The sequence below is a fragment of the Candidatus Angelobacter sp. genome (assembly GCA_035607015.1).
GTDB lineage: Bacteria > Verrucomicrobiota > Verrucomicrobiia > Limisphaerales > AV2 > AV2.
Map to the genome: position 1 here is coordinate 1 of DATNDF010000315.1, position 8,379 is coordinate 8,379.

The window sequence follows — 8,379 nt, forward strand, 5'->3', positions numbered from 1 at the left end:
ATGCGCAGGGCGAGAACCGTTACGAACCCGACGGCGCTTACAAACAACTCATGCAGCGGCTGCGCGCGGATTTCGACGTGCGTATCCACAACCAGCCGCTCACACGCCAGACGCTTGCGGATGTGAAACTGTTGCTCATCGCCAATCCGAGCGACAAGGCCGTGAAGAACAACCCGGCGCCACCGCACGTTTCGGACGCGGACATCAAAGCGCTGACCGGGTTCGTCCAAAACGGCGGCGGTCTGATCGTCTCCGGCAACCAGGAAAATCATAACCTGGAGGTGCACGACATGAACAAGCTGCTCGCGCACTTCGGGATTCAGGTTACGAACCTCTACACCGATGCCAAGAAACTCGTGCTGCCAAAAGAGACGCCAATCATCGGAGGACTTCGCTGGGCCTACTACACCGGCGATCTGTTATTGCTCGATTCGGCGAGTCCGGCGAAACCGCGCGCGCTGGTAATGAACGACCTGAACCAGAAGCCGGAGAAAGGCGCGCGTGACCAGGCCGGTTGCCTGCTTGCCACTGCCGAACCGGGGAAGGGACGCGTCATCGTCATAACCGACTCGGGCTGGCTTGCCGATTGGGCGTTCGACGAGCAAGGAGTTGGCGGCGTCGCCATCAAAGGACAGGATAATTGGGAGATTTTTCGGCGACTGACACATTGGACCGCTCACCTTCCCGACGCTTCAAGATGAAGATCCGGGAATTGAACCACGTCGCGATTCACGTGGGCGACGTCGAGAAGAGCTGCCGGTTTTATCGCGACGTGTTGCGGCTTGAGTCCATGCCGCGCCCGGCGTTCACGTTTCCCGGCGCGTGGTTCCGGCTCGGCTCGAACCAGGAGCTTCACCTCTTGGGTGATCGCGCTGAACCGGTGTTCTCGCACCATCGCGGCAACCATTTCGCTCTACAGGTGGACGACCTTGACGCATGGGAACGACATTTCAAATCGTTGGGTGTCGAACACCAGCCACGCAAAACGCGACCTGACGGCGCCTCGCAACTTTTCCTCCGCGATCCGGACGGGCATGTGATTGAACTGTTCACTCCTGCGTCCGCGAAGTGAATGCTCAAACGACGCCGCATCTACCGCCGTGCCGGACCCACATATTGAGCGGTGGTATCTCTTGGACATACCCGCTTTGTCCGAAGCAGCAGGACTTACCAAAACTCCGGCCTTGCTGCAATTCGAGTGCGACAAGGATTTTTACAAGCGGTTGTTGCGATCCGCCTTTGACGGAAGTTCAATTATTCCGCCATTGGGTGGAACAGAGTATGGTCCACTGGTAGCTGACAAAATCAATTGTATGATGCCGGCAAAGCTGATCATGGCTTGGCCGAATTTGTGACAGCGGTAAAGGATTGAATCAAGCAGTTGCCGTAATTCACATTGGATTGAAAACGTTTTACGGGAGATTCAAACGAATTGTCCGCAATCACACCGCACGTTGCGACGAAGGGTCAAGCAAACACAATCTGTGTCGTCGCCGCCTTCTCGTCCCAACCGCGGGTCGGTTCGGCGGTGACCGATGAAATGTCTTTGTTGGAGATCTGCCGTCCGCGTGTCTTCGGGCTTTTGATTTCGATCTGTTTTGGCTCGCAGGTTTGCTGGCTGATCTTCTGATGCGGCGCGGGTTTGTAGCGGACGTAAAGAATCTTCGGCGTGTCTGGCGCGAAGAACAGGATGCGCGACTTGTCCGGAATGCAAAGATACGCCTTGTTCAGGATGGTCCCGCCGAACTTGAACCGTTTGAGGTAGCTGGCCTTGCGGTCGGTATAGGCGCACGTGAACACCGTCTCGCGATCAGGCAGCCCGCAATAAAACAGTTCCGGCCCCACGAACATTTTCTCCGGCAGCTCTGTCACCTTGTAAGTCCCGTCCTTGAACACGAGCAGAATCTTGTCGAATTTCGTGCAGTCCACCTTGAATTCCTCGCCGCCGACCTTGTAGCCGACGTAGCCGCTCTCGCGGTCGTACGCGACCTTGAAGGCCTTGAACGCCGCTTCCTTCGCGTCCACCTCGTCGTAGCGGCTCGATTTCGTCAGGCGCGGATACAACGGGCCATATTTTTCGAGCAGCCCTTCGAGGTGGCTGATGACGTATCGGGTGAGATTCTTCAGGTTTTTGCGCGTCTCCGCGAGGTCTGCCTTCACCTTATCCATCTCCTCCCGATGCTGGTTGATGTCGAAAAGCGAAATGCGGCGGATGCGCACCGTGAGTAATCTCTCGACGTCGGCGCCGGTCAATTCGCGCAGCAGTTGCCGGCGGAAGGGTTTGAAACCGTTGTGCACCGCGGCAACAACAGCCTCGTTGGTTTTGCACTGCTCGATCTTCTTGTAAATCCGCTCCTCAATGAAGATGCGCTCCAGTGTGCGAAAATGCAGTTCGTCCTCGAGTTTCTTTTCCTTGAGCTGAAGCTCGCGCTTCAGCGTGTCCACGAGCTGCGCCGTATTTTCCCGGAGCACCTCGCTCACCGTCATCTCCACCGGCCGGTTGTTTTTGATGACGATGATGCGGCTGGCAATGGTGACCTCGCAGTCGGTGAATGCGTAAAGCGCATCCACGAGCTGTTCCGCGTTCACCCCGCCCGGCGCCTTGACTTCGATCTCGACCTCCTCGGAGGTGAAATCGTTGACGCTCCTGACCTTGATCTTTCCCTTGCGCGCGGCGTCCTCGATCGAGGCGATGAGCGAATCGGTCGTGGTCGTCGGCGGAATCTCTTTAATGATGACCGTCGAGTCGTCCCGGGTTTTGATCTTGGCGCGGACCTTGATGCCGCCGGAGCCGTCCTTGTATTCGCGGGCGTCCATCAGGCCGCCGGTCGGGAAATCGGGCAGCAATCTGAACGACTGCTTCTTGAGGATCGCAATCTGCGCCTCGAGCAATTCCGTAAAATTGTGCGGCAGAATCTTGCAGGACATGCCGACCGCGATGCCTTCGGTGCCGAGCATCAAGAGGAGCGGCAATTTGGATGGCAGTGAAACCGGTTCCTGGTTGCGTCCGTCGTAGCTCGGCACGAATTCGGTGAGGTCGTCGTTGAAAATTTCCGTGCGCGCCAGTTCGGTGAGGCGGCACTCGATGTAACGCGGCGCGGCCGCGGGATCGCCGGTGAAAATGTTGCCGAAGTTGCCCTGTCCTTCGATCAGGTAGCGCTTGTTGACCAGCACGACCAGCGCGTCGGAAATCGCCGCTTCGCCGTGCGGATGGTATTGCGCACAATGACCGGAAATGGTGGCCACTTTGATGAAACGCCCGTCGTCCTTCTCGTGCAGCGACCACAAAATGCGCCGTTGTACCGGCTTCAACCCGTCGGCGAGATTCGGGATGGCGCGATCGCGGATGACATAGGAGGCGTATTGGAGGAAACTGGTGTCCACACGCCGATGCAGCGGCAGTTCGATTTTGGCCGGCCTGCCATTGCGCGGTTTGGCGGGCGAGGCTCCGGTTTCCGCGATCACTTCGGTTTTTTTTGCTGCGCTCATGCTGTCGCTGAATACTGGCAAATGCGCCCGGAGGGTCAAGAAATTGAACAAGAGGCCCGTCGCGGCGATTGACAGCGAGATTATTTGTGCTTGGGTACGGGGCCGCTTTAGCCACTCATGAATCCGATCCGCATTTTGCACGTTGACGGCGACAGTTTTTTCGCCAGTTGCGAAGTGGCTCTGGCCCCCGGTCTGGAGGGCCGTCCGGTCTGGGTCGGCGGCGGGAGGCACGGAGACGGCATTGTGATCGCCGCCAATCGGGCCGCCAAAAAGTTCGGCGTGGAGACCGGCATGGCCTGTTTCGAGGCGAAGCGGCTTTGTCCGCAGGGCGTCCTGTGCCGGCCCCACTACGATGATTACCGCCGGCTTTCGCAGGAGATGTTCCGCATCCTCGAGGAATATTCGCCCACGCTCGTGCCGATTTCGATCGACGAAGGTTTCCTCGATTTCACGACCATGGATCAGCATGTCTGGCGGCGCACGACCCCGGCGGATTACGTGAAGGAAATCCGCGAACGGGTCCGGCGCGAGGTCGGTCTGCCGGTTTCGGCCGGACTGGCCAACTCCTCGCGTCTGGCCAAGCTGGCCACGGATGCCGCCAAGCCGGGTTTCATCGAAATTCCCCGGGGACAGGAAAAGGAGTTTTTGAAGGAACGCCCGGTGCGCGAACTTTCCGGCATCGCCAGCCGACGCGAACGCGCCCTCTCGGCGTTGGGCGCGAAAACGTTTGGCGATGTGGCCCGGCTGCCCTCGACGTTGCTCCGGCAAAAATTCGGCATCTGGGGCCAGCAGCTCTGGCTCTTCGCCAATGGCCGCTGGAACGAACCGTTGCTGCTCGAAGTGAAGGACCGCACCACGATTTCCAGCAGTACGACCCTGCCGAACGACGAACCGGATTACGAGGCCGCGCTCACGTTCACGTTGAGCGAGATGACGCGGCTGGTCGGGCAGTTGCGCCGCGAGCAATTGCAGGCGCGCGAACTCGGCCTCACGATCCGGTTCAACGATTTCACCGAGGCGGGCGCCGGCCATCGTTTTCGCGAGCCGCAGTTTCAGAATTCGGTCATCAACGCCGTGCTGGAGGAACTCTTCCGCGACGTGATGAACGATCAGTTCAAACCGGTGCGCCAGATTCGCGTCGCTCTCTGGAACCTGTCGCGCCTGGACACGCACCCGACGCTCTGGGGCAAAACCGACGCCGAACGCTGGGGCGCGCTCGACGACGCGGCGCACAGACTCAACGAACAATTTCAAAAACCGGTGGTCATGACCGGGGCGCAACTGGCGCTGCGACAACTCGACGACGTTCACCGCAATCCCAAGGCCAAATGCCCGTTCGTGCCGCAACGTGAAATGATCAAAAAACTCTGGGGCACCGACGCCGATCCGCTCGCCCACAAAAGCGAATGGGAAAGGCGCCTCACCAAGGTCAGCAAACATCACCACGACCGGCACTGAACGACGGCGGCGCGCGGTTTGCGGGCATCGACGCGAAGCAAACATGATTTCGCCGCAGAGCCAGGCTGATCTTCAATCAAATCCAGGAGATACGGATACGACAGTCATTCACAGTTTGACGGGAGGCTCCATTTGTCGCATTTTCCAGGCGCCCGCGCCAAAACGCCGTATGACGGGCGAAAGAGATGAAGAAGAGATCAATTGACACCGGCCCGTTGCATGTGCAGCGCGAATTCCGGGGGGCGCGGCGCGCCGGGCGTGGAACACGCGGCGATCAGGCCGCATGAGATTGTCGTGCGACTTTACAAGGAAGTCCACCGGTTGTCTGGCCGCTGGGTTTCTGCTTTTCGCCACGCCAGCCCCGGCGGCAATCGTCGTCCAGATCGGACAGAATTTCACCGGCAGCATTTTGGGGACTGATGCCACCGGTTCTCCTCCGGACAGCAACGGTGCGGCCGGGCCGATTCACTTCGTCGAGTTGATCAACGGACGGTTTTCGGTTTACAACAAAAGCAACGGCAGCCGGGTGCAGACCAAGACGGACCTGACCTTCTGGAAGGACTCCGGCCTGAACTTTTCAGCGAATCTCTTCGTGTCCGATCCGCGTATTGTCTTCGACGCGTACTCGCAGCGCTGGTTTGCCTCGATGATCGACTTCGACCCGAACAACCTGGTGAGCAACCGGTTTTTACTGGCCGTTTCCGCCAGTGCCGACCCCACTGGAGTGTGGCGCGGCGTCGCATTCGTTGCGGATCCGGCCAACGGAAATTTTGCGGATTTCCCGACGCTGGGCGTGGATACCGACGGGGTTTATCTGGCCGGTGATATGTTGAACAGCACGGGCAACAACGTCGGATCCGCACTGGTCTCCATCCCAAAGGACGCTTTGCTGGCAAACCCGCCGAGCGCAGCAGGGCGCACGTCTTTCGGAATCCTTGGTTACAGCGCGCGCGGCGATGTCCTCCAGCCGGCCATGACCACCGGCACCGCATCGACTCCGGAAACCGTTCTGGCCATTGGAAACGTGGGCATTGATTTCCAACCACACAATACAATGGTCGCCTCGGTTATCGACAACGCTGCGGCACCCGGCGGTGCCATCCTTGGCACGCCGACGGTTCTGACGGTGCCGCTTTATTCCGTACCAATTAATCCGCCGCAGCCGGATGGCACGTCCAACCTGGATGATGGCGACGCGCGTCTCGACGGGTGCGTCCGCCGGGTCGGCGACATCCTTTATGCCGCGCACGCGGTGCAGATGAACGACCGGGCCGCCGTGCGCTGGTATAAAATCAACGCGCTGGACAACTCTCTGCTCCAGGCCGGCACCATCTCGGACGCGAACCTCCATTTCTTCTACCCTTCCATTGCGGCGAACGAAGCCGGGACCGTGGTGATTGCCTGTAACGGCGCCAGCTCGAATGTGTTTGTGAGCTGTTACGCCGCGGTCGGCGAAACGGTGAATGGCACGCTGACCTTCGGAAATCCGATCCTGCTTCAAGCCGGCGCGGCGAGTTACCAACTGCCCGACCCTTCGAGCGGCATCAGCCGCTGGGGCGACTACAGCGCCACGACACTGGACCCGTCAGACCCGGAGCGTTTTTGGACCATCCAGATGTATCCCAGCGGCGCGTCGACCTGGGCGACGCGAATCACCGAACTCATCATCAGCCCGGTCGAACTGACGATCGTGGCGTCCGGCCCAAGTGTGCAGCTTTCATGGCCGGCGGCGGCCACAGGTTTCCGGCTTCAGCGGACTTCCAACCTCGTGCCGCCTGACTGGTCGCCGGTGACGCAGATGCCCACCATCATCAACAACCGGGCCACGGTGTTGCTGCCCGCTTCCGGCGCCGAAGGATTCTTCCGCCTGGCGAGTCAATAAACCTCCGGGCCCTCGCCAGGCCGGCGCGTGAATAACGGGCCGAACAAGTGGCGGTCATCGCGGCGTTTTGCGCAGGCGGCCGACAAACGCCCCATCAACCCCATCCTCGAACGGCAACAGTTCACGTTCGCTTTCCAGTTTGAATTCGGGGTGACCGGCCAAAAACTTATTCACGACGCCGCCGTTTTCCTCCGGCTCAAGACTGCACGTGCTGTAAACAAGCACACCATTCGGCTTCAGTATGGACGCGGCTTCGTTGAGCAGTTCGAGTTGCACGGCGCGTAGCCGTTCAATTTCCTCCACTCGAATCCGCCAGCGCAAGTCAACGCGGCGCCGCATCACACCCGTGTTCGAACACGGCGCGTCCACCAGGACGCGGTCGAAGTGAACGTTGAGTTCGGGAAAGACCGGGCCGTCGGAACGCACCACCTCGGCGCAGGTCGCGCCGAGGCGCTCACAGTTCTCGCGGAGCAACGGCAGCCGGTCGTATTGCCGTTCCTGTGCGACGACGCGACCCTGGTTCCGCATGAGCTGCGCCATGTAAGTCGTCTTGCCGCCGGGCGCGGCGCAGAAATCGAGGACGGTTTCGCCCGGTTGCGGGTCGAGCATCGACACCGCGAGTAGTGTGCCGGGATCCTGGATGTAAAACAGTCCCTGCTGAAAACTCGGCAGTTCCGTGAGCGGCGGGTGGGACCTGAGTTCGAAAATGAGATTCTCCTCGAACCAATCGCGCCTGATAAAGTCGTATTCGACGTCCTCGTTCCGCCATTGTTCAAGCAGCCTGCCGGCGTCGATCTTGAGCGTGTTGATGCGGGCGTAAGTTTTCGGAGGTGTATTGTTCCACTCGAGGAGCTGGCGAAGTTTTCCGTCACCCCACCTTTGGCGCCAGCGGTCGCAAAGCCACCCGGGGTGCGAGTAACCGAGGTGTGGGTGGGCGGTCCTGAGTTCTTCCAGAGACTTTTTTACGGCGTCTCGTTCACGCGCACAGCCGCGCAGCAGCGCGTTGACGAAACCGGATTGCGGGCCGAACCCCATTTGCCGGGCGAGTTCCACGGTTTCATTCACGGCGGCGTGATCAGGCACACGATCGAGCCAGAACATCTGGTAAAGACCGAGGCGGAGCAGGATCTGAAGCGCTGTTTTCTGCGCTCGCCCTTCTGTCTTTTGGGCGATGAGCCAGTCCAGTGTGGCCTGCCGGCGAACAACGCCGTAGACAATCTCCTGGCATAGGGCGCGGTCCGCGGGCGCAAGCGACGGCAGCTCGCGGTCGAGCACGTTTTCCACGTAATCCGCGCCCTTTTCGCGATGCAACAGGACGCGAACGGCAATTTCTCTTGGTTTTTGAAAACGCACGGCCTAATAATGTCACCTCTAACATTGCGAGCGAGTTTTTTGACGATTTATGAAAGAAGAGCTGGAGAAACTGGTCGCCGCCGGCAAGATCGGGCGGCAACATGTCGAATCACTCACCCTGCTCATCCAGAGCGGATTTGGCATACACCGGAGCTGGGGTTTTGGCAAGATCAAGACGGTGGACACGGTCTTCGCGC

Annotated in this window: 6 protein-coding genes; 4 read left to right on the forward strand and 2 right to left on the reverse strand. The window is 59.6% G+C overall.

The features are described 5' to 3' along the window. The coding region (locus VN887_12570; GenBank protein ID HXT40839.1) for a hypothetical protein at positions 1 to 701 on the forward strand (701 nt) is incomplete at its 5' end. After that, positions 698 to 1,072 (forward strand): VOC family protein, encoded by a 375-nt coding sequence (locus VN887_12575; GenBank protein HXT40840.1) that lies wholly within the window; start codon positions 698 to 700, stop codon positions 1,070 to 1,072. The genes VN887_12570 and VN887_12575, both read left to right, overlap by 4 nt. A gap of 395 nt (positions 1,073 to 1,467) precedes the next feature. Here the strand turns inward: VN887_12575 and VN887_12580 are convergent, their stop codons facing one another. Beyond that, a complete protein-coding gene (locus tag VN887_12580) occupies positions 1,468 to 3,489 on the reverse strand; it encodes a DNA topoisomerase IV subunit A (protein ID HXT40841.1) in 2,022 nt (673 codons plus the stop codon). Between the two features lie 117 nt (positions 3,490 to 3,606). On the opposite strand from VN887_12580, the gene VN887_12585 reads away from it, so the two are divergent. Together VN887_12585 and VN887_12590 are read left to right on the forward strand one after the other, a co-directional pair. Then, a complete protein-coding gene (locus VN887_12585) occupies positions 3,607 to 4,947 on the forward strand; it encodes a DNA polymerase IV (GenBank protein HXT40842.1) in 1,341 nt (446 codons plus the stop codon). Between the two features lie 283 nt (positions 4,948 to 5,230). Continuing rightward, positions 5,231 to 6,829 (forward strand): hypothetical protein, encoded by a 1,599-nt coding sequence (locus tag VN887_12590; protein ID HXT40843.1) that lies wholly within the window; start codon positions 5,231 to 5,233, stop codon positions 6,827 to 6,829. Positions 6,830 to 6,883: 54 nt separating this feature from the next. On the opposite strand, the gene rsmB is transcribed toward VN887_12590, so the two are convergent. Next, positions 6,884 to 8,182 carry a 16S rRNA (cytosine(967)-C(5))-methyltransferase RsmB gene (gene rsmB / locus VN887_12595; GenBank protein ID HXT40844.1) on the reverse strand — a complete coding sequence of 433 codons (1,299 nt, stop codon included), beginning with the start codon at positions 8,180 to 8,182 and terminating at the stop codon, positions 6,884 to 6,886. Positions 8,183 to 8,379: the final 197 nt, after the last annotated feature.

Excerpts from the sequence above, each read along its gene's own strand:
- VN887_12585 (HXT40842.1), top strand. The coding sequence starts at position 3,607 with ATGAATCCGATCCGCATTTTGCACGTTGACGGCGACAGTTTTTTCGCC.
- VN887_12580 (HXT40841.1), bottom strand. The coding sequence starts at position 3,489 with ATGAGCGCAGCAAAAAAAACCGAAGTGATCGCGGAAACCGGAGCCTCG.
- VN887_12590 (HXT40843.1), top strand. The coding sequence starts at position 5,231 with ATGAGATTGTCGTGCGACTTTACAAGGAAGTCCACCGGTTGTCTGGCC.
- VN887_12575 (HXT40840.1), top strand. The coding sequence starts at position 698 with ATGAAGATCCGGGAATTGAACCACGTCGCGATTCACGTGGGCGACGTC.